The sequence below is a fragment of the Roseomonas nitratireducens genome (genome assembly GCF_017813355.1).
Lineage (GTDB): Bacteria > Pseudomonadota > Alphaproteobacteria > Acetobacterales > Acetobacteraceae > Neoroseomonas > Neoroseomonas nitratireducens.
Window position 1 is genome coordinate 24,646 of the sequence record NZ_JAGIYZ010000023.1, and the last position, 19,242, is coordinate 43,887.

The following is a 19,242-nucleotide window of genomic DNA, read 5'->3' on the forward strand; positions in this document are numbered from 1 at the left end:
CGGCGCCGCCCGCGCCACCCTCGCCGGCCGAGGAGCCCGCCATGACCGAAATCAAGCCACACGCCGCCCATTGGGGCAGTTTCGACGCCGTGGTGAAGGATGGCCGCCTGGTCGGCGTCCGCCCCTTCGAGCGCGACCCCTTCCCAGGGTCCCTGATCGAGGCGATGCCCGACATCGTCCACGCCGCCTGCCGGGTGGATCGCCCCTATGTCCGCAAGGGTTGGCTGGAAGGGCGCCGGCGCGGGCAGCTGCGCGGCGGGGATGCCTTCGTCCCTGTCTCCTGGGACCGCGCGGTGCGGCTGGTGGCGGAGGAGACGCGGCGCGTGCGGACGGAGCACGGGCCGACCTCCATCTTCGGCGGGTCCTATGGCTGGTCCTCGGCCGGGCGCTTCCACCATGCGCGTTCGCAGTTGCAGCGCTTCCTGGGCCTGGGCGGCGGCTATACGGGGCAGGTCAACGCCTATTCCTACGCAGCGGCGCAGGCGCTGCTGCCGCATGTGCTCGGCACGAACGAGGTGCTGCTCGGCCGCGTCACCGATTGGGCGGCGATCACGCGCCACGCGAAGGTCATGCTCTGCCTGGGCGGCCTGCCGCTGCGCAACGGGCTCGTCACCTCGGGCGGCGCGGCGGAACATTCGAACGAGATCAACATGCGCGCCGCGGCCGAGGCCGGGCTGCGCTTCGTCCAGGTCTCGCCCAACCGCGGCGACGTGCCGGACTGGTGCCGGGCGGAATGGATCCCGATCCGCCCCGGGACGGACACGGCGCTGCTGCTCGCCATGGCGCATGTGGTGGTGAGCGAAGGCAAGGAGGACCGCGCCTTCCTTGCCACCCATTGCGTCGGCTGGGACAGGCTGCGCGCCTACATCATGGGCGAGGGCGACGGCACGCCGAAGACGCCCGATTGGGCCGCGCCGATCACGACCATTCCCGCCGCGCGCATCCGCGCGCTCGCGCTGGAACTCGCGGGCGTGCCCGCGATGCTGACCGCCACCTGGTCGCTGCAGCGCGCGGATTACGGGGAACAGCCCTACTGGATGCTGGCCGCCCTCGCCGCGATCCTCGGCAAGATCGGCAAGCCGGGCGAAGGCGTCGCCTACGGCTATGGCAGCGTGAACGGCATGGGCAATCCGCGGCAGGAGGTCCCCTCCTTCTCCATGCCCGCCGCGCGCAACCCGACCGGTGCCTTCATCCCCGTCGCGCGCATCACGGACATGCTCGAGAATCCGGGCGGCACCTACCACTTCAACGGGCGGGAGCAGCGCTACCCGGACACGCGCATCGTCTGGTGGGCCGGCGGCAATCCCTTCCACCACCACCAGGACCTCAACCGCATGCTGCGCGCCTGGGCGCAGGCCGAGACGATCATCGTGCAGGAGCAGCACTGGAACGCGCTCGCGCGCCATGCCGACATCGTGCTGCCGGCGACCACGACGCTCGAGCGCAACGACATCGCGAGTTCCGGCCGCGACCGCTTCCTGCGCGCCATGCACAAGGCGATCGAGCCGGTCGGGCAGGCGCGCAACGACCACGACATGCTGGCCGACATCGCCGAGGAGCTCGGCTATCGCGACCGCTTCACCGAACAGCGCAACGAGGATGCCTGGCTGCGCCACCTGTTCGAGCAATGGCGCCGGCACAGCGCGGAGCTGGGCTTCGAGACGCCCGACTTCGACACCTTCTGGGCCAAGGGCTGGTGGGAGGCCGAGCGCCCCAAGCGCGGCGCCGAATACACCCAGTTCGCCGAGTTCCGCGCCGACCCGGCCGAGAACCCGCTCGACACGCCCTCCGGCAAGGTCGAGCTGTTCAGCGAGACCGTCGCCTCCTTCGGCTATGACGACGCGCCGGGCCATCCGGCCTGGATCGAACCGCGCGAATGGCTGGGCGCGGAGGCCGCGCGGCGCTTCCCCATCCACCTGCTGTCCTTCCAGCCGGCGACGCGGCTGCATGGGCAGCTCGACCCGGGCCGCGTCGCGGCGAGCGACAAGATCGCGGGGCGGGAGCCGATCACGCTGAACCCGGAGGACGCGGCCGAGCGCGGGCTGAAGCCGGGCGACATCGTGCGCGTCTTCAACAATCGCGGGGCATGCCTGGGCGGGCTACGCACCGATGCCGGGCTGATGCGTGGCGTGGCCATGATGGCGACCGGCGCCTGGTTCGACCCGCTGGAACCCGGCGTGCCGGGCAGCCTCTGCGTCCATGGCAACCCGAACGTGCTGACGCCGGATGTGGGCACGTCCCGCCTCGGCCAGGGGCCGTCCGCGCAATCCTGCCTGGTGCAGGTGGAGAAATGGACCGAGGCGCTGCCCCCGGTGCGCGCGCACCTGCCGCCGCGGATCGAGGAAGCGCTGTAACCTATTCTTCACAGGCGGACCCGTTCCCGGGTCATCCGGGTGCCGCCACATTCCCGCCGCCGCCGGACATCCTGCCGGCGCCTGCCCAAGATCGGACGGACGCCATGCCCGACACGCACCTGCCTGCCATCCCCGAGGACGAGAAGATCGACGCCTCTGAGGAGTTCGGCACATCGAACCCCGATCCGCGCCGCCCGATCGGCGAGATCATCGAGGCGCGCTACGGTCGCCGTGCGCTGCTCGGCGCCGGCGCCGCGGCCGCCGCGCTCGCCGCCCTGCCGGGCGAGGCGGAGGCGCAGGGCGTGCCGCGCACCGGCGGCCCCTCGACGCTCGGCTTCGAGGAACTCCGCCACGGCCTCGCGCAGACCGAGAGCGTTGCCGAGGGCTATGAGGTGCAGACGCTGATCCGCTGGGGCGATCCGATCCTCGCCGACGCGCCGGACTTCACGCCGGGCCGCACCACGCCCGACCAGCAGGCGCGGCAGTTCGGCTACAACAACGACTATCTCGACTTCTTCCCGCTGCCGGCCGGGAGCAACAATTCCGAGCACGGCCTGCTCGCGGTCAATCACGAGTACACCAACACGAACCTCATGTGGCCGGGCATGGGCACCGGGCGCACCTCGGCCCTGCGCGCGAGCGCGGAGCAGGCGCGGACGGAACTGCTCGCGCACGGCATGTCGGTGGTCGAGATCCGCAAGACCGGCGGCCGCTGGTCATATGTGAAGGAAAGCCGGCTGAACCGCCGCATCACGGGCGAGACGCCGATGCGCGTCGCCGGCCCCGCGGCCGGGCACGATGCGATGAAGACGAGCGCCGACCCGACCGGGCTGCGCGTGCTCGGCACGCTCAACAACTGCGCCGGCGGCAACACGCCCTGGGGCACGGTGCTGACGGCCGAGGAGAACTTCAACGGCTATTTCGGCGGCGCCGAGATCGCCAACCAGCAGAACCCGCAGCACGCCGCCTGGCGCCGCTACGGCCTGGCGCAGCAGTCCTGGTATTCCTGGCCGACCCACATGGATCGCTTCGACGTGGGCAAGGAGCCGAACGAGCCGAACCGCTTCGGCTGGGTGGTGGAATTCGACCCCTACGACCCGCAGAGCGAACCTGTGAAGCGCACCGCGCTCGGCCGCTTCAAGCACGAGGGCTGCCACCACGCCGTCAACAAGGACGGCCGCGTGGTGATCTACATGGGCGACGACGAGCGCTTCGAGTTCGTCTACCGCTTCGTCACCGCCCGCCCCTTCGACCGCCAGAACCGCGCGGCCAACCGCGACCTGCTGGATGAGGGCGTGCTGTCGGTCGCGAAGCTGCACGACGACGGCAAGCTCGAGTGGTTGGACCTGGTGCATGGCCAGGGCCCGCTGACCGAGGCGAACGGCTTCCGCAGCCAGGCCGATGTCGTCATCAACGCCCGCCAGGCGGCGAGCCTGCTCGGCGCGACCCCGATGGACCGCCCGGAGGATGTCGAGCCGAACAAGGTCACGGGGCGCGTCTACGTCATGCTGACCAACAACGACCGCCGCACGGCGCAGCAGGTCAACGCCGCCAATCCGCGCGCGCGCAACACGCATGGCCATGTGGTCGAGATCGTCCCGCCCGGCGCCGGCACCAACGAGGTGGACCACGCCGCGAAGGAGATGCGCTGGGGCCTGTTCCTCGTCGCCGGCAAGCCGGGGATCGATGCCGGCACGCAGTATCACCGCGCGACGGGCGAGGGCTGGCTGTCCTGCCCCGACAATTGCGCCTTCGACAGCAAGGGGCGGATCTGGATCGCGACGGACGGCGCGCCGACGGCGGCCGGCATCGCCGACGGCCTCTACGCGGCCGATACCCGCGGCGCGGGCCGGGCCCTGACCAAGCTGTTCTACCAGGCGCCGACGGGGGCGGAGGTCTGCGGGCCGCTCTTCACGCCGGATGACCGCACGGTGTTCCTCGCCATCCAGCACCCTGGCGAGGACAGCGGGTCGTCCTTCGAGCGCCCGTCCACGCGCTGGCCCGACTTCGCCGAAGGCGTGCCGCCGCGGCCCTCGGTCATCGCGATCGTGAAGAAGGATGGCGGCGTGATCGGCGACTGATCGCGCCTTGCATCGCCGAAGACGGGAAGGGGGCCTCGCGGCCCCCTTCTGCGTTTCACTGCGTCGCGGTCGGCGCCTGGGCGGCGCCGCTGCGCGGCGTGCGGCGCGCCGAGGCGTGCTGCGCACCGCGGTTGCGGCGGGAGGAGGTGCTGGCTTCACCACGGGCGCGGCGCTGGGCGCGGGCCTCGCTGCGCCGCGTGCGGCGGGTGGAGCTGGCGCGCGGCGCCTCGGCGCTGGCCGTGGTGGCCTCGGCGGCGGAGCTGCGTGTGCGGCCACGCGTGGCCTCGGCGGGGCTGAGCGTGCCGAGCGCCAGCACGAGGCCGGCGGCAATCAGGAAGGCGCGGAACATGGGCATGAGTCCTTTCGACCGGGTGGACCGGAAACGTCACGGTCGGCACGGTCGGGGGCCCGCAGCCTGGAGGGAGGTCTAATCCTCCCAGCCTGTCCCAGGACTATCCGCCAAATGACTGATCGGACATGTTTCTCGCCCGCCGATCAGGGGCGCAGCGCGAGCCGCGCCAGCCGCACCGCCTTCAGCGCCTTGCCGGGATGGCCGTCGCCCATTTCCCGGGCCGCCGCGCGCAGATGCGCGGCGAGCCATTCGACATGCTTGGGCGGCGTATGGCCGCGCGCCGCATCGAGGCTGACGCGGGTGCCCGCGAGCCCGAGCGCGGTCGTCGCCGCATGCTGCCGGCCCTCGAGCAGGTCGTGCTCCACCTCGGCGAGCAGGTGGTCGAGCACGCCATGCGGGCCGGCGAGGTTGTCCGGCAGGGGCGTGCGCGGATCGGTCTGCGACGCGTCGCCATGGCCATGGCTCGGCGCATTGGCGGCCGGCAGGCTGATGTGGGAGAGGAGGTCCATCATGGACTGGGTCAGCGGCGTGTTGGGCATGGTCTCGGTCCTCGCTCCCGGTGGCGGACGGCGCCGACGGCGCCTCCCTTCATGCGCGGAGATTGCCGCGCGCGGCGGGCCTCGACCTTGATCCGCGTCAAGAACCGCGTCGGCGCAGCCCGTCCGCGACCAGGGTGCAGGCCGCGACCGTCGCCATGATGGCCAGCCCCGGCCAGACCGCGGCCCAGGGGGCCGAGAAGACCAGTTCCTGCGCGTTCGCCAGCATGTTCCCCCAGGAGGGCGCCGGCGGGCTGATGCCCAGACCGAGGAAGGACAGCGTGCTCTCCGCCAGGATCGCGCCGGCCACGGCGAGCGCGGTGGCGACGGCGACCGGCGGCAGCAGCGCCGGCAAGACGTGGCGACGCAGGATTCGGCCCTCGCTGGCGCCGAGCGCGCGCGCCGCGCGCACATGGTCGCGCGAGAAGGTTGCGAGGGCCGCCGCCCGCGCCAGCCGTGCCACGCCGACCCAGCCGAACAGCGCGAGGATGACGACGATGCGCAGCACGTCGCCCGCCGCCTCCCCGCGCCCAGGCAGGCCGATGCGCGCGGGATCGGCGGCAGCGAGCAGCACCAGCAGCGGCAGGGCGGGCAGGGCCAGCATGAAGTCGGCGAAGCGCATCACCAGCGCATCCGCCGTACCACCGCGCCAGGCGGCGACCAGCCCCGCCGCCGTGCCGATGAACGCTGCCGCCAGCGCCGCGGCGAGCCCGACCGCGAGCGAAACCCGCGCGCCGTACAGCAGCCGCGTGAGGATATCCCGCCCGAGATCGTCCGTGCCGAGAGGGTGGCGCGCCGAAGGCGGCTCGAACCGCGCGAGCAGGTCGGGCGCGAAGGGATCATGCCCGAGCGCATCGGCGACCAGCGGCGCCGCCGCGGCGGCGACCGCCAGCAGGCCGAGCAGCAGCAGGCCGAGGCGAAGGCGCATCACCGCTCGCGCAGCCGCGGGTCGAGCAGGCGCTGGGCGAGGTCGGCCCCCAGCGTCGCCAGCATGGTCACCAGCGCCACCAGGAGCAGCGCCACCAGGGCAAGGTTGGTGTCGTTGCCCATCACCGCGTCGTAGAGGAGTTTCCCCATCCCCGGCCGCGCGAAGACCGTCTCCGTCACCAGCGCGCCGCCGGCCAGCGCGCCGGCGTCGAGGGCGGCGATCTGCAGCACGGGCAGGGCGGCGTTGGGGAAGGCGTGGCGGACCAGCACGACGTGTTCCGAGGCGCCGCGCGCGCGGGCCGTGCGGATCCAGGGCTCGGTCAGCGTGGCTTCCAGCGATGCCGCCGAATGCCGCGCATAGGCGGCCAGATGCGCGATGGCGAGCGTCGCGACCGGCAGGATCAGGTAGGTGAGGCCCGCGCCGGCCTCGGCCGCGCCGCCCGCCGGCAGCCAGCCCAGCGTCACCGCGAACAGGATGATGAGCAGGATGCCGAGCCAGAATGTCGGCATGGCCTGGCCCATGACGGCGATGGCATCGACGCCCGGCGCCGCGCGCGGGCGCGACGCGGCGAGCGCGCCGAGTGCGACGCCGAGCAGGAGCGCGATCAGCAGCGCGCTGCCGGCCAGCGCGAGGGTGGAGAGCAGCGCGGGCCCGAGCAGTGCGGCGACCGGCTGGGCAAAGAGCCGCGAATAGCCGAACTCGCCACGCACCAGCCCGCCGGCCCAGGCGAGGTAGCGTTCATGGAAGGGGCGATCCAGCCCGTGCAGCGCGCGCAGGCGCTGCGCGTCCTCGCTGGTCAGGCGCGGATCGCCGGCGATGGCGACCTCGATCGGGTCGCCGGGCATCAGCGCGATGAGGGCGAAGGCGCAGAAGGACAGGATCGCAAGGGTCGCGGCGATCTGCGCGAGGCGGCTGGCGAGCAGGCGGGTCATGCCGGTCGGTGGCACACCGCCTCGACCCTGTTGCCGTCCGGGTCGAGCAGGAAGGCCGCATGGTAGTGGGCGTGGTAGTGCGGCCGCGGCCCCGGCGCGCCGTCATCCGCGCCGCCATGCGCGAGGCCCGCGGCGTGGAAGGCCGCGACCGCCGCGCGGTCCGGCGCGCGGAAGCACCAGTGGCGCCGGTCGGCCTGGATCGCGGCACCCGTCGCGCGGATCGTCAGATAGGTGTGGCTGTCGTCGTCGGCGCTGTTGCGCGTGCCGTAGCCGATCGCGTCCGCCTCCCGCCACACGCAGGGCACGCGCAGCGCCGCCATCACCGCATCGTAGAACCGCGCCGCGCGCGGCAGGTCGCTGACGGTGATGGAGACATGGTCGAGCATCAGCGCGCCCGCCATTCCTCCGCCCACAGGGGCGAGGCGTTGAGGTGCCCGGTCGGCCGCACGCCGTCGAGCCATGTCGGCCAGACATGCGCATCCGCGCGGAACCACAGCGGGATGGCGGGCAGTTCCTCGGCATAGATCGCCTGCAGGCGGCGCCACATCTCCCGCCGCTGCGCGGCGTCGAGCTGTTCGGGGATGGTGTGGGTCAGCACGTCCATCTCCGCATTGCGGAAGCCGCCGTAATTCTGGCCGGACCAGTTGCGTTCCTCGCGCGGGATCTCGTCCGAATGCAGCGACGACCGCGGCACGGATTCCGGCGCGCTGATCCAGGCGAACAGGGCGAGGCCCTGGAAGCGGCGGCGGGACAGGGTCTCCGCGAAGAAGACGCGCGGCGGCTCGTTGCGGATGCGCGCCTCGATCCCCGCCTGGCGCCACATGCCCTGCAGCACCTGCTGCACCTGTTCGCGCGCACGGTTGCCGGCGGTGGTCATGAATTCCAGCGACAGGCGTTCCCCGGCGGCGTTGCGGCGGATGCCGTCGGGGCCGGGCGTCCAGCCCGCCTCGTCCAGCAGCGCGCGGGCGCGTGCGAGGTCGAAGGGCCATTGCCGCACTTGCGGGTCGTGCATCGGGTCGAGCGGGTTCACCGAGCTATGCGCCACGGGCTGCCGCCCGCCGAACAGCCTTTCGGTGATCTGCGCGCGGTCGGTCGCCATCAGCAGCGCCTGGCGCACGCGGCGGTCGCCCAGCGCGACGTGGTCGTGGCGCAGGTCCATGTGCTCGTAGATCAGGCCGGGCTGGTACAGGAAGCGGAAGCGGTTGCCGGTGCGCCGTTCCAGCGCGATGGCCTGCTCGATCGGCAGGCCAAGTTCCCCCGCGATCATGTCCACCTGCCCGGCGAGCAGCTGCGCTTCGAGCGCGGGCGTGTTCTCGACCGTGCGGATCGTGATGCGGCGGAAATGCGGGGCCGCGCCCGCCCAGGCCGCGTTGCGTTCCAGCGTGATGGACGCGCCCGGTTGCACCGCCGTGATGCGATAGGGCCCGTTCCACAGCGCGGGGTTGGTGGTTTCCGTGTCGTAGGCGGTGCGCGTGCGATAGGCGCGCGGGTCGGCCTGCCAGCGCGCGCGCTCGACATGCGCGGGCAGCGGCTGGAAGTCGCCCATGGAGGCGTATTCGAAGGTCACGCGGTCGAAGCGCAGCGTGACGGTGCGCGGGTCCACCACGATGAGTTCGTAGGCGCTGCGGTAGAATTCGGCGGGGCCGAAGCCGGTCGCGGCTTCCCGCCCCGCCTCCCAGGCGAAGCGGAGATCCTCGGCGGTGACCGGCGTGCCGTCCCCCCAGCGCGTGCCTTCGCGCAGCCGGAAGGTCACGCGGATGCCGGCCTTGCCGTCGGGCGTCGTCTCGCGCTCGGCGAGGCCGTTCTCGAGCGTGGGCAGCGTCTCGCAGGCGAGGCAGGTCAGGCGCCAATCCGCGCCATAGGCCGTCAGCGGCCGCCGCGCGAAGCCCAGCACGTAGGACTTCGCGGCCATGTTCTCGATGTTGGGGTGGAAGGTCGAAGGGTATTGCGTGATGCCGATGGTGAGCGTGTCGCGCGGCTGCGCGGCGGCGGGGGCCGCCAGCAGCGCGAGCAGCGCGACCGCCCGCCGCATCACTCGGCGCTGTCCTTCAGCTTCGCTTCCTCGACGCTCCCCACCCCGCCATGCGACTTCGACCAGGAGACGGGGTCTTCCAGGAACTTCCGCACTTCCTTCAGCGCGGCCTCGCTGAAATAGGGCTTCTCGCGGCAGACCTCGAGCACGTCCCACCAGGTGCAGAGGTGGTGCAGGTTCAGCCCCATCGCCTTCATCTTCTCGAAGGACCCGGGGAAGACGCCGTAGAAGAACACCACGAAGGTGTGCTCGCAGACCGCGCCCGCTTCGCGCAGCGCATTGGCGAAGCGGATCTTGGATCCGCCGTCGGTCGTCAGGTCCTCGACCAGCAGGGTGCGCTGGCCGACCGGCACCTCGCCCTCGATCTGCGCATTGCGGCCGAAGCCCTTCGGCTTCTTCCGCACATAGGCCATGGGCGCCATCATCCGGTCGGCGATCCAGGCGCCGAAGGGGATGCCGGCGGTCTCGCCGCCCACCACCACGTCGATGGATTCGTAGCCGACATGCCGGCCGATCTTCTCGACGCCGAGCTCCATGATCCGGTTGCGCGCCCGGGGGAAGGAGATGATCTTGCGGCAGTCGATGTAGACGGGGCTCTTCCAGCCGCTGGTGAAGGTGTAGGGCTCCTCAGGGCGGAAGTTCACCGCCTTGATCTCGAGCAGGATGCGCGCGGTGGTCAGGGCGGCGTCGCGGTCCCAGTCGGAGGCGTGCAGCGCGGTCATGTCGGGTCGTCCTGGTGATGGTGCCTGTCGCCCCTGTCCTAGAGCAGATCGCTTGCGGCTGGAATCAGCCGTAAGCGTGAAGATGCTCGCGAAACGAGGATCGGGCGGTTTTCAGCCTTCTGGAAACCGCTCGCGGCGGGGCGGGCCGCGTCCATGACGGAGGATGTCTGGGTGCTGGCCGACCCGCGCGCGGGCACGGCGGCGCAGGCGCTGGGAATCGCCGAGCGGCTCGGCCGGCCCTTCCGGACGGTGCCGCTCGTCTGGGGGCCGCTCTCCCGGCTGCCGTTGCGCTGGGGCACGCTGGCGGGGCTTGCGCCGGCGGCCCGCGCGGCCATCGCCGCCCCCTGGCCGCGCCTGGCCATCTCCGCCGGGCGGCGCAGCGCGCCGGTCGCGCTGTGGCTGCGGGGGCGGGGCGTGCGCATCGTCCATTGCATGCGGCCGGGCTTCGCCGAGGCGCGCTTCGACCTGCTGGTGGTCGGCCGGCACGATTCGCCGCCCGAGGCGCCGAACGTCCTGCCCATCCTCGGCGCCGCGCACCGGATGTCGCCCGACCGGCTGGCCGCCGCGCGGGCGGAGTGGGGCATGTTCGGCGAATTCCCGAGCCCGCGCGTCGCGCTGCTGCTCGGCGGTCCGCCGCGCGCGGAGGGAATGGCGCCGGAGGTCGCGGCCCGCATCGCGGCCCAGGTCGCGGGTTTCGCGGGCAGCGTGCTCGCCACGGGGTCCCGCCGCACCGGCCGGCCGGCGGAGGCCGCCGTGGCCGAGGCGATCGCGCCCCTGCCGCACAGGCTGCACCGCTGGGGCGATGGCGGGCCGAATCCCTATACCGGCCTGCTCGCCTGGGCCGATGCGGTGGTGGTCACGGGCGACTCGGTCTCGATGATTTCCGAGGCGCTGGCGACCGCGGCGCCGGTGTTCATCGCCGATCCGGGCGGTCTCGGCCCGCGCCATCGCCGCCTGCACGAGAGCATCTTCGCCGCGCGCCAGGCGCGGCCGCTGGAGGAGGCGCCGACGCCCTTCGCGCGCGCGCCGCTCGACGAGACCGGCCGCGTCGCCTTCGAGGTGGCGGAACGGTTCCTCGGCTTCTGAAGGGAGAGACGACCATGCGCCACGCGCCCGCCATCCTGGGCCTGCTGCTCCTCGCCGGACCTGCCGCCGCGCAGCCCGCCCCGCGCCCCGCACCCCCCGCGCCGCCGCCGCCGCTGATCGCCTGCCCGCCCCATGTCGAGGTCGAATCCGGCGACCGGATCCGCGCGCCGATGGGCTGGGAGCTGCGGCCCGAGCGCCAGCGCCACTGGCTGCGCGGCGCCGACCTGTTCGAAGGGGACCCGGCGGACCGCGTGCAGCTCCGCCCCGACGCCGATCCGCGCAATCGGCGCGAATGGTGGGACCTTGGCGGCAACGCGCAGCCCTACCGGCTCGTCTGCCGGTATGAGGGGCTGGAGGCCGGCATCATGGCCGCCGTCCCCGCCGCGGCGCGGCGCTGCGAGGTGACGGGCTTCCGCGAGGACAGCCGCGGCATGCGCCACGGCCGCGCCGTGCATGGGCCCGAGCAGGTGCGCGTCGCCTGCCGCTGATCAGCCGGCGGGGTCGGGCAGCAGCGCGTCTGGGATGGGCGCATCCTCGGCCGCCAGCGGGTCCCGCGGCAGGACGCGGTGCGCGAGCACCATCGCGCCGAGCAAGCGTCGTTCGGGCACCGCGCGCGCTTCCCAGGCGAGCATCGTCGCCGAGGCGACGTTGTAGAGGCCCGTCGCCGCCTGCCGCGCGAGGGCGGGCCCGCCTTCCCCGCCGGCGTGGCGGGCGAGGGCGAAGGCGCGCTCCGTCGCCGCGTCCAGGCCTTCCAGCGGCTGCGCCGTGTCCGCGCGAAGCCCGGCGAGATGCGCCTCCAGCGCCTCGAGCGAGCCTTCCCGCGCCGCGGCGCGCAGCACGTCCAGCGCGACGATGTTCGACGTCCCCTCCCAGATCGAGCCGAGATGCGCGTCGCGCACCAGCCGCGCATCGGGGAAGTCCTCGATGTAGCCGCAGCCGCCGCGCACCTCCATCGCGTCGCCCGTGACCACGCGCGCATCGCGGCAGGCGCGGAACTTCAGCAGCGGGGTCAGGATGCGCAGCAGGGGGTAGGCGCCCGGTTCCCCGGCATCGGAGCGTCGCAGCGCCTCGGCGGTCTGGAACACCATGGACCGCGCCTGTTCCGCGCGGACCAGCATTTTCGCCAGTTGCCGGCGCATCAGCGGCAGGGTGACGATCGGCGCGCCGAAGGCGATGCGGCGATGGGCGATGTACAGCGCCTCGGTCACCGCCTTGCGCATCATTCCCGCCGCGCGCACGCCGTTCGACAGGCGGGAATTGTTCACCATGTCGGCCATCTGGCGCATGCCCGCGCCGGGCTCGCCGACCATCCAGGCCATGGCGCCTTCAAGCCGGATCTCGCCGCTCGCCATGGAACGCGTGCCGAGCTTCTCCTTCAGCCGCAGGATGCGATAGCGGTTCGGGCTGCCGTCGGGCAGCGCGCGCGGCAGCAGGAACAGCGAGACGCCGCGGATGCCCTGCGCCGCGCCTTCCGGCCGCGCCAGCACCATCGCGAGTTCCGCATCCGGGTTCGAGCAGAACCATTTGTCGCCGGTCAGCGCCCAGGTCCCGTCCGCCTTCGGCGCGGCGGTCACCGCCGTGTTCGCGATGTCCGACCCCGCGCCCTGTTCCGTCATGAACATCGCGCCCTGGTGCAGCGCGTCGAGGTCCTGGCTCGTCAGCGCCGGCAGGTAGCGCGCGACGAGGTCCGGCGCGCCGAATTTCCGCAGCGTGCGCGCCAGGCTGTCGGTCATGGAGACCGGGCAGCACAGGCCGAATTCCGCCTGCACGAACAGGTAGGTGATGGCGTATTTCGCCGCCGCGGGCATGGGTGCCGGCCAGTCGAGCACGCCCGCGCGATGCGACAGCGCGGCGAGCCCGTATTCGCCGAAGGCCAGGCGCTCCATCTCGCGATAGGCGGGGTGGTAGGCGATGGACTGCGCATCCTCCCCGCGCCGGGTCCGGTGCCGCAGCTCGGGCGGGTTGGCGTCGGCGGCCGCGGCGAGCTCGGCGAGCCGCCCGCCGGCCAGCGCGCCGAGGCGGTCCAGATGCGGCGCCAGATGTTCGAGCAGGTCGCGCGGCAGGTACAGCGGCAGCAGCGCCGCGAGGGAGGGGTCCGCGCGGAACAGGTTGAGGCCATGGCTGTCCGGCACGGCCTCGGCGCCGACCGGGGCGGGTCGGTTCGGGCGGATGATGGTCATGGGCGCGTCCTCCTCGCGCGAGGCTAGCGCGGGGGATGCCGTTGCGCAGGGTCGCGGAGCCATTATTCTGATGTCGTTCCGAAAGGGCGACGATGCCGGCTCCCATCATCGAGATCGTCGCGGTCACCTGGCGCCAGCCCGGTCCGCTCAAGGTCTTCGTGCAATCGATCCTGAACCAGCGCGCACCGAACTGGCGGCTGTCGGTCTGGCATGACGGGCCGGACGAGGCCTTCGCCGCCATGATGCGCCCCTATGCCGAGGAAGCGGAGGGGCGCATCCGCTTCGCCTGCACCGAGGCGCGGCACAACGACTACGGCCATTCGCTCCGCGCGCGCGGCCTGGCCGAGGCGAGCGGCGACTACCTGCTGCTGACCAACGGGGACAACTACTACGTCCCCCGCTTCGTCGAACTGACGACGGAGGCCGCGGCGGACCGCCCCGACGTCGTCCTGTTCGACATGGTGCACAGCCATGAACGGGCGGGCGGGCTGGCCCTGCCGGCCTATTCGCATTTCCCGACCGAGTTCCGGCGCAACCGCGCCGACATCGGCTGCGCGCTGGTGCGGCGCGACCTGGCGCAGGCGGCCGGCTTCCGCGACCGGGGCTACACCGCCGACGCCACCTATTTCGAGGACATCGCAGCGCTGCGCGGGGACGCGCTGACAGTGGTGAAACTGCCGCGCGTCCTGTTCGTGCACAATTGAAGGCGGGTCAGACCACCCGGAAGTTGGCGAACTGCCAGGGGCAGGTGGTGTCGACCTCCTCCGGGAAGAGCGCGCCGCGACCCGTCAGCGGCGTCCAGTCGGAATAGACGCCGGCCATCTCCCCCAGATAGGGGAAGCAGATCTCGAGCGCGCGGGCGTGGTCGAGCTCGTCGGCCTCCAGCACGCCGGCGTTCGGATTCTCGATGGCGTAGACCATGCCGGCGAGCACCGCGACGCAGACCTGGAGCGAGGTGGCGTTGTTGTGGGGCACCAGCGCGCGCGCCTCCTCGATCGTCAGGCGGGACCCGTACCAGTAGGCGCCCTTCCTGTGTCCCATCAGCAGCACGCCGAGCTCGTCCATCCCGGAGGTGATCTCCTCCATCATCAGGCGCTTCTCCTCCTGCAGCGCCCAGTTGCGGCCGGCGAATTCGTGCACCGACAGCACCGCGTCGTCGCAGGGGTGGTAGGCGTAGTGCGCCGTCGGGCGGTAGACGACGGCGCCCGACGCGTCGCGCACCGTGTAGTAGTCGGCGATCGAGATGCTCTCGTTGTGCGTGATGAGGAAGGAGTGCATCGGCCCTTCCAGCGGCGTCCAGGACCGCACGCGCGTGGAAGCCCCCGGGCGCATCAGGTAGATCGCCGCGTCGGAGCCGAAATCGTGCCGCATGCCGTCGGCGGGCATCGCCTTCTCATGCGTGCCCCAGCCGAGCTCCGCCGGCTGGCAGCCCTCGCCCGTGAAGCCGTCGATCGACCAGGTGTTGACGAACTCGCCGCGCTTCTTCGGCCGGCCGGCGGCGACCTGGGTGTCGCGCTCCGCGATGTGGATGACCTTCACGCCGAGGTCGCGGGCGAGGCTCGCCCAGCCTTCCCGCGTGGCAGGCACGGCCGTCGCGTGGCCGGTGTCGCGCGCGATGTCGAGCAGCGCCTGCTTCACGAAGTGCGAGACGAGGCCGGGATTGGCGCCATGTGTCGTCACCGCCGTCGGCCCCGCGCCCTGCTTCAGCGCCAGCGCGCTTTCGCGCAGCGCGTAGTTGGACCGCTGGGAGGGCGTCAGCGACGGGTCGGTGTAGCCGCCCACCCAGGGCTCCACGCAGGTGTCGAGATACAGCGCGCCGATCTCCCGGCACAGCGTGACGAGCGCGACCGAGGAGACGTCGACCGACAGGTTGAGCAGGAAGTCGCCCTTGGCCAGCCGCGCGCGGAGTTCCGCCGCGTAGTTCTCCCGCGTCAACGGCAGCACGGTGTGGCGGATGCCGTACTCGGCCGCGATCGCTTCCCCCCGCGCGTCGGAGGTGACGATCTCGATCCGGTCCTTCGGCATGTCGATATGGCGCAGGATCAGCGGCAGGACGCCCTGGCCGATCGAGCCGAAGCCGAGCATCACCAGGCGGCCGTCGAAGGCAGCGTGCTTCATCTTCTGTTTTTCCTTCAGGTCAGGCGGCGCGGAGCGGTGCGCCGGGTGCATATCCCGGGGTGGCGAGCATGGGCGCATCCGAAACTTCCGTGACATGCGCCCGGTCGAAGCCGTTGAAGGCGGTGCGCAGCGCCGTGCCATAGGCGCCGAGCTGCCCGACCTCGATCCAGTCGCCTTCCCGCACATCGGCGGGCAGCGTCCAGGGGCCCTTCATCACATCGGCCGAATCGCAGGTCGGGCCGAACAGGGTGAAGTCGCGAGTCACGGTCGCGACCGGCTCGCCGCCCGCGCGCACCAGCCGGTGCGGGAAGCGGAAGCCCGGCGCGCCGGCATCCGACAGCGCGCCATAGACGCCATCGTTGACGTACAGCGCATCGCCCCGCCGCTGCTGCACCTGCAGCACGACGGAGGCACCGCCCGCCACCAGCGCGCGGCCGGGCTCGGCCCAGAGGCGGACGCCTTCCGGCAGCAGCGCCGCGCCGGCGCGGATCGCCTCCATGAAGTCGGCCAGCGGCGGGGGCGTGCTGCCCGGATAGGCCACGGGAAAGCCGCCGCCGACATCGACGATCTCGACCGCGACGCCGGAGGCCGCGATCACCTCGGCCGCCAGCGCCATGGCGCGCGTCCAGGCAGAGGGGTCGAGGCATTGCGACCCGACATGGAAGGACAGCCCCAGCCGCGCGGCATGCGGCCGGGCGGCGCGCAGCAGCGCGGCGGCTTCGGCCGGCGTGGCGCCGAACTTGCCCGACAGGTCATAGGCCGCGCTGCCCTTCGGCAAGGCGAGCCGCACCACCAGGCCGAGATCGCCCCCGCCCGTCACTTCCAGGATCTTGGAAAGCTCCGCATCCGTGTCGAGCACGAAGTCGCGCACGCCGCACTGGCCCCAGGCGGCGCGGATGGCGGCGCGGGACTTCACCGGATGCATGAAGTGGATGGCCGCGTCGGGGAACATGGTGCGCACCAGCCGCACCTCGGCGTCCGAGGCGCAGTCGAAATGCGCGATGCCGCCGGCGGCGACCGCGCGCAGCATGGCGGGTTCCGCGTTGCACTTCACGGCGTACAGGACATCGCCCGGGAAGGCGGCGGCGAAGGCGCGCGCGGCCTCGGTCACCGCCTGCGGGCGCAGGCAGTGCAGCGGCTCCTCCGGCTGCAGCGCGGCGATCACCGCATCGACGGTGGGCCGGCGGGGCAGGGAGGCGGGGCGGCGGAGCGGCGCGACGGCGCCGCGGGGACGGATCTGGGTCATCGCATCGGGCTTTCGCGGAAAGGGGGCGCGCCCGCCGCCGCGCCGCGGTTTGGCACCCGGGCGCGGCGGCGGGGAATGAGGGAGCCTGCCGGCCGTCCGCCGCGGACGACGCCCCGCGGTCCCCTCGGCGCTTGCGCGCTTAGGGGCGGGACGGCGGCGCAGCGGCGCGGTTCAGGCGCTGCGGCTGGTGCGATGGGTCTCCATCGCAAGGCGGCGGACAGGCGACACAGGCGGCTCCCTCGAACCTTCCGGCCCACGCTTCTGGCCGGATCGAACAAAGGACGCGTCCCGTCGTTGCTTGTGGCCCCCTAGAGGTGGGGCCTCGCGGCACGTGCGATGGCGTCAGCGCCCGGGACGATCGGGCGCGGGCCGGAAACTATGCAGCCGATCGGCGAATATCAAGAGAAATCCTGCGGGGCTTGCATGATCCCCACGCATATCGGCCGGAGACACCCATCAGGGCGCCGGAAACTCTCCGGCGTCAGGCGGCCGGCGCGGTCAGGCAAAGGTATTCCCAGGCCATGGTGGCGGCCGCGAGCGCCGTGATCTCCGCCGTGTCGTAGGCGGGCGCGACCTCCACCACGTCTGCACCGCGGAAATCGAGGCCCTTCAGTCGCCGCAGGATCCCCTGCGCCTGCCAGCTGGCCAGCCCGCCCACCTCCGGCGTGCCGGTGCCCGGCGCGAAGGCGGGGTCGAGCGCGTCGATGTCGAAGGACAGGTAGGCGGGGCCGCTGCCCACCACCTCCCGCACCCGGGCGGCGATGGCGGCCGGGGTGCTTTCGTGCACCTCCTGCGCCGAGAGGATCGTGACGCCCTGGCCGCGGGTCCAGGCGTACATCTCGGGCCAGGCGGGGGCACGGATGCCGACCTGGATCATCCGCTTCGGATCGACCAGTCCTTCGGTGATGGCGTGCCAGAAGACCGAGCCGTGCGCGAAGCGCTGGCCGAAATTGTCCTCCGAGGTGTCGAGATGCGCGTCCATGTGGACAAGGCCGACCGGACCGCCGATGCGCCTGGTCAGCGCGCGCAGCAGCGGCAGCGTCACGCCATGCTCGCCGCCGAAGGCGAGCAGGTGGTTCAGCCCCGTCGCCTGCGCCTCGATCAGCCGCAGGCTTTCGGGGATGTCGCCGAGCGCGATCTCGAACTCCCCGAGGTCGGACAGGTCGAGCGCGGTCGGATCGACCCCGGTCTCGGGATGCCGCCCATCCGTCAGCATGCGCGCCGCGGCGCGGATGGCGCGCGGCCCGTCCCGCGTGCCGGCGCGGTTGGTCGTGCCGATGTCGAGCGGCACGCCGGCGACGCAGACGGCGGCCCCCCGGTCGTCGGGGCGGGCGCCGAGGAAGGCGTGCGGGGCGGCGAAGGTGACGGGCGTGGCCATGGGCGGACCATAGCCCGCCCCCTGGCCGGGATCGACCGGCCTGGGCCTTTTTGATCGAACGCGTTTTCCGAGCCGCCGAGCGATTCCGCTCGGCTCGAAAACGCTCTATGCGCGCCGGATGACGATGCACCCGACCGGTCCGCGCCCCGCCCTCGACGCCATCGAGGGGTCCCTGATCCGCGAAGTCTCCGAGGAAGGGCGCAAGGTGCCCGGCCTGATCCGGCTGTTCTTCGGGGAACCCGACACGGTCACGCCCGCCTTCATCCGGGATGCGGCGAAGGCGGCGCTGGATGCCGGGGAGACCTTCTACGCGCCCAACCCGGGCATCGCGCCGCTGCGGGAGGCGATCTCGCGCTACCTCACCCGCAACGGCAGGCCGGTCGCGCCTGGGCGCGTCGCGGTGACCGCTTCGGGGGTGAACGCGCTGATGCTGGTCGCGCAGGCGCTGCTCGACCCGGGCGATGAGGTGGTGATCCCCATGCCCGCCTGGCCGAACATGGACGGCATTGCGCGGGTGATGGGCGCGCGCGTCACGCCGCTGCCGATCCGCATCCTGAACGGCGCCTGGCGCGTCGACCTCGATGAGCTGCTCGCCACCGTCACGCCGGCGACGCGGCTGCTCTTCCTCAACAGCCCCGGCAACCCGACGGGCTGGACGCTGACGGCCGAGGAGCAGCGGACGATCCTCGACCATTGCCGCAGGACAGGGACCTGGATCCTGTCGGACGACGTTTATGAGCGGCTGTACTTTCCGGGCGACGCCGCGCCGTCCTTCCTGTCCATCGCGACGGAGCAGGACCGGGTCGTCTCGACCAATTCCTTCTCGAAATCCTGGGCCATGACGGGCTGGCGGCTGGGCTGGATCGTCGCCCCCCCGGCGCTGATGGACAGCATCGCGAAGCTCAACGAGTTCAACATGTCCTCCGCCGCCACCTTCGTGCAGCATGCGGGCATTGCGGCGCTGGACGAAGGCGATGGCTTCATCGCCGAGACGCAGGCGCGCTACCGTGCCTGCCGGGACCTGGCGCTGGAGATCCTGGGCGCTGTGCCCGGCGTCTCCGCGCCGCGGCCCGATGGCGCGATGTACCTGTTCCTCAAGGTGGAAGGCTGCGCGGACAGCGTGGGGCTGGCGAAGTCGCTGATCCATTCCGCCGGCGTCGGGCTTGCGCCCGGCGCGGCCTTCGGTGCGGGCGGGGAGGGGCATCTGCGCCTGTGTTTCGCGCAGAGCGAGGAGCGGCTGCGCACCGCCTGCACGCGCGTGGCCGAAGTGCTCGCCGCGCGGGGTTGACCTGACGCC

Annotated in this window: 17 protein-coding genes; 6 read left to right on the forward strand and 11 right to left on the reverse strand. The window is 72.4% G+C overall.

Going from position 1 to position 19,242, the window contains the following annotated elements; all coding sequences use genetic code 11:
- Positions 1-41: 41 nt before the first annotated feature.
- Entirely contained in the window at positions 42-2,354 is a 2,313-nt protein-coding gene (locus J5Y09_RS19600) for a molybdopterin-dependent oxidoreductase (RefSeq protein WP_209353519.1), read from the forward strand.
- Positions 2,355-2,458: 104 nt separating this feature from the next.
- Positions 2,459-4,435 (forward strand): PhoX family protein, encoded by a 1,977-nt coding sequence (locus tag J5Y09_RS19605; RefSeq protein ID WP_209353520.1) that lies wholly within the window; start codon positions 2,459-2,461, stop codon positions 4,433-4,435.
- 55 nt (positions 4,436-4,490) lie between these two features.
- Here J5Y09_RS19605 and J5Y09_RS19610 read toward each other — a convergent pair whose 3' ends face one another.
- From J5Y09_RS19610 to J5Y09_RS19640, 7 genes are all read right to left on the reverse strand, one after another.
- Positions 4,491-4,784 carry a hypothetical protein gene (locus J5Y09_RS19610; RefSeq protein WP_209353521.1) on the reverse strand — a complete coding sequence of 98 codons (294 nt, stop codon included), beginning with the start codon at positions 4,782-4,784 and terminating at the stop codon, positions 4,491-4,493.
- Between the two features lie 146 nt (positions 4,785-4,930).
- Positions 4,931-5,326 carry a hypothetical protein gene (locus tag J5Y09_RS19615; RefSeq protein WP_209353522.1) on the reverse strand — a complete coding sequence of 132 codons (396 nt, stop codon included), beginning with the start codon at positions 5,324-5,326 and terminating at the stop codon, positions 4,931-4,933.
- A gap of 97 nt (positions 5,327-5,423) precedes the next feature.
- The gene (locus J5Y09_RS19620) at positions 5,424-6,251 is read right to left on the reverse strand and encodes an ABC transporter permease (protein WP_245217258.1); all 828 of its coding nucleotides are present in this window, start codon (positions 6,249-6,251) and stop codon (positions 5,424-5,426) included.
- Positions 6,251-7,183 (reverse strand): ABC transporter permease, encoded by a 933-nt coding sequence (locus J5Y09_RS19625; protein ID WP_209353524.1) that lies wholly within the window; start codon positions 7,181-7,183, stop codon positions 6,251-6,253. Before J5Y09_RS19625 ends, J5Y09_RS19620 begins: the two co-directional genes overlap by 1 nt.
- Positions 7,180-7,584: a VOC family protein gene (locus J5Y09_RS19630; RefSeq protein ID WP_245217259.1), complete on the reverse strand. Its 405-nt coding sequence runs from the start codon at positions 7,582-7,584 to the stop codon at positions 7,180-7,182. The genes J5Y09_RS19625 and J5Y09_RS19630 overlap by 4 nt, the downstream gene beginning before the upstream one ends.
- The gene (locus J5Y09_RS19635) at positions 7,569-9,215 is read right to left on the reverse strand and encodes a peptide ABC transporter substrate-binding protein (RefSeq protein ID WP_209353525.1); all 1,647 of its coding nucleotides are present in this window, start codon (positions 9,213-9,215) and stop codon (positions 7,569-7,571) included. Before J5Y09_RS19635 ends, J5Y09_RS19630 begins: the two co-directional genes overlap by 16 nt.
- The gene (locus J5Y09_RS19640) at positions 9,215-9,937 is read right to left on the reverse strand and encodes an orotate phosphoribosyltransferase (protein ID WP_209353526.1); all 723 of its coding nucleotides are present in this window, start codon (positions 9,935-9,937) and stop codon (positions 9,215-9,217) included. The genes J5Y09_RS19635 and J5Y09_RS19640 overlap by 1 nt, the downstream gene beginning before the upstream one ends.
- A gap of 153 nt (positions 9,938-10,090) precedes the next feature.
- On the opposite strand from J5Y09_RS19640, the gene J5Y09_RS19645 reads away from it, so the two are divergent.
- Both J5Y09_RS19645 and J5Y09_RS19650 read left to right on the forward strand, forming a co-directional pair.
- Positions 10,091-11,023 carry a mitochondrial fission ELM1 family protein gene (locus J5Y09_RS19645; RefSeq protein ID WP_209353527.1) on the forward strand — a complete coding sequence of 311 codons (933 nt, stop codon included), beginning with the start codon at positions 10,091-10,093 and terminating at the stop codon, positions 11,021-11,023.
- Positions 11,024-11,037: 14 nt separating this feature from the next.
- Positions 11,038-11,511 carry an STY0301 family protein gene (locus tag J5Y09_RS19650; protein ID WP_209353528.1) on the forward strand — a complete coding sequence of 158 codons (474 nt, stop codon included), beginning with the start codon at positions 11,038-11,040 and terminating at the stop codon, positions 11,509-11,511.
- Here J5Y09_RS19650 and J5Y09_RS19655 read toward each other — a convergent pair whose 3' ends face one another.
- Entirely contained in the window at positions 11,512-13,203 is a 1,692-nt protein-coding gene (locus J5Y09_RS19655) for an acyl-CoA dehydrogenase family protein (protein WP_209353529.1), read from the reverse strand.
- A 92-nt stretch (positions 13,204-13,295) separates the two neighbouring features.
- On the opposite strand from J5Y09_RS19655, the gene J5Y09_RS19660 reads away from it, so the two are divergent.
- On the forward strand, positions 13,296-13,907 hold the full coding sequence (locus tag J5Y09_RS19660; RefSeq protein WP_209353530.1) for a glycosyltransferase family A protein: 612 nt from the start codon (positions 13,296-13,298) through the stop codon (positions 13,905-13,907).
- 7 nt (positions 13,908-13,914) lie between these two features.
- On the opposite strand, the gene J5Y09_RS19665 is transcribed toward J5Y09_RS19660, so the two are convergent.
- From J5Y09_RS19665 to speB, 3 genes are all read right to left on the reverse strand, one after another.
- Positions 13,915-15,321 (reverse strand): homospermidine synthase, encoded by a 1,407-nt coding sequence (locus tag J5Y09_RS19665; protein WP_209353531.1) that lies wholly within the window; start codon positions 15,319-15,321, stop codon positions 13,915-13,917.
- A 19-nt stretch (positions 15,322-15,340) separates the two neighbouring features.
- A complete protein-coding gene (locus J5Y09_RS19670) occupies positions 15,341-16,567 on the reverse strand; it encodes a type III PLP-dependent enzyme domain-containing protein (RefSeq protein ID WP_209353532.1) in 1,227 nt (408 codons plus the stop codon).
- 481 nt (positions 16,568-17,048) lie between these two features.
- Complete coding sequence (gene speB, locus J5Y09_RS19675; protein ID WP_209353533.1) at positions 17,049-17,945, reverse strand: agmatinase; 897 nt, start codon at positions 17,943-17,945, stop codon at positions 17,049-17,051.
- A gap of 118 nt (positions 17,946-18,063) precedes the next feature.
- On the opposite strand from speB, the gene J5Y09_RS19680 reads away from it, so the two are divergent.
- Complete coding sequence (locus tag J5Y09_RS19680; protein WP_209353534.1) at positions 18,064-19,233, forward strand: pyridoxal phosphate-dependent aminotransferase; 1,170 nt, start codon at positions 18,064-18,066, stop codon at positions 19,231-19,233.
- Positions 19,234-19,242: the final 9 nt, after the last annotated feature.

Bases quoted from the DNA above. Each gene is read 5' to 3' on its own strand.
- J5Y09_RS19600 (WP_209353519.1), top strand. From the start codon at position 42: ATGACCGAAATCAAGCCACACGCCGCCCATTGGGGCAGTTTCGACGCC.
- J5Y09_RS19605 (WP_209353520.1), top strand. From the start codon at position 2,459: ATGCCCGACACGCACCTGCCTGCCATCCCCGAGGACGAGAAGATCGAC.
- J5Y09_RS19610 (WP_209353521.1), bottom strand. From the start codon at position 4,784: ATGTTCCGCGCCTTCCTGATTGCCGCCGGCCTCGTGCTGGCGCTCGGC.
- J5Y09_RS19615 (WP_209353522.1), bottom strand. From the start codon at position 5,326: ATGCCCAACACGCCGCTGACCCAGTCCATGATGGACCTCCTCTCCCAC.
- J5Y09_RS19620 (WP_245217258.1), bottom strand. From the start codon at position 6,251: ATGCGCCTTCGCCTCGGCCTGCTGCTGCTCGGCCTGCTGGCGGTCGCC.
- J5Y09_RS19625 (WP_209353524.1), bottom strand. From the start codon at position 7,183: ATGACCCGCCTGCTCGCCAGCCGCCTCGCGCAGATCGCCGCGACCCTT.
- J5Y09_RS19630 (WP_245217259.1), bottom strand. From the start codon at position 7,584: ATGGCGGGCGCGCTGATGCTCGACCATGTCTCCATCACCGTCAGCGAC.
- J5Y09_RS19635 (WP_209353525.1), bottom strand. From the start codon at position 9,215: ATGCGGCGGGCGGTCGCGCTGCTCGCGCTGCTGGCGGCCCCCGCCGCC.
- J5Y09_RS19640 (WP_209353526.1), bottom strand. From the start codon at position 9,937: ATGACCGCGCTGCACGCCTCCGACTGGGACCGCGACGCCGCCCTGACC.
- J5Y09_RS19645 (WP_209353527.1), top strand. From the start codon at position 10,091: ATGACGGAGGATGTCTGGGTGCTGGCCGACCCGCGCGCGGGCACGGCG.
- J5Y09_RS19650 (WP_209353528.1), top strand. From the start codon at position 11,038: ATGCGCCACGCGCCCGCCATCCTGGGCCTGCTGCTCCTCGCCGGACCT.
- J5Y09_RS19655 (WP_209353529.1), bottom strand. From the start codon at position 13,203: ATGACCATCATCCGCCCGAACCGACCCGCCCCGGTCGGCGCCGAGGCC.
- J5Y09_RS19660 (WP_209353530.1), top strand. From the start codon at position 13,296: ATGCCGGCTCCCATCATCGAGATCGTCGCGGTCACCTGGCGCCAGCCC.
- J5Y09_RS19665 (WP_209353531.1), bottom strand. From the start codon at position 15,321: ATGAAGCACGCTGCCTTCGACGGCCGCCTGGTGATGCTCGGCTTCGGC.
- J5Y09_RS19670 (WP_209353532.1), bottom strand. From the start codon at position 16,567: ATGACCCAGATCCGTCCCCGCGGCGCCGTCGCGCCGCTCCGCCGCCCC.
- speB (WP_209353533.1), bottom strand. From the start codon at position 17,945: ATGGCCACGCCCGTCACCTTCGCCGCCCCGCACGCCTTCCTCGGCGCC.
- J5Y09_RS19680 (WP_209353534.1), top strand. From the start codon at position 18,064: ATGACGATGCACCCGACCGGTCCGCGCCCCGCCCTCGACGCCATCGAG.